Below are 471 nucleotides of genomic sequence, written 5' to 3'. Positions count from 1 at the left end.
TGTTTCATATAAATTCCTATTAATAACAACTTGAAAAGCCGCCTCGTCTCAACAAGACGGCTTGGTTTTGTTAGAGTTTAGGGGTTACCATTGGTAGCCAACACTACCACCCCAGTTAACATCTTTACGAGTGTTTACACCTGCACCAAACTTGATAGATATTTTATTATTATCAGAGTTAGAGGCATAGCCAATCGCCACAGCTGATTCGCCACGATATCCACCAATCGCAAAAGAAACAAGGTTTCTACCAGGTTCATTTGGTCTTTGCAAGAATGCAATCGCGTTCGCACCAGCAATACCAGCTCTTAGATGATTATCCATCTCATTGACATGATTGACCACATTGTCAATTTTTTGATCAACCTGACGCAACTGCCCCACATTCACCGCATCCGTCATGTCAACACCAGGGGCGACATTGGTGATGCGTTGACCACCGTTGTTCAAGCCTTGAGCAGTCAGGCTGAT

At 43.7% G+C, this 471-nt stretch carries 1 protein-coding gene; it reads right to left on the bottom strand.

Features of this window, described 5'->3' with window-relative positions; all coding sequences use genetic code 11:
• Window positions 1–84: 84 nt before the first annotated feature.
• Window positions 85–471, bottom strand: a 387-nt coding sequence (locus M2R47_RS09400; RefSeq protein WP_249102543.1) for a YadA C-terminal domain-containing protein, incomplete at its 5' end; no start/stop codon positions are given.

It is taken from the genome of Moraxella oculi (assembly GCF_023336735.1).
GTDB classification, from domain to species: Bacteria; Pseudomonadota; Gammaproteobacteria; order Pseudomonadales; family Moraxellaceae; genus Moraxella; species Moraxella oculi.
The sequence above is the reverse complement of the archived record's forward strand: the minus strand, read 5'-3'. Positions and strand labels throughout refer to the sequence as shown.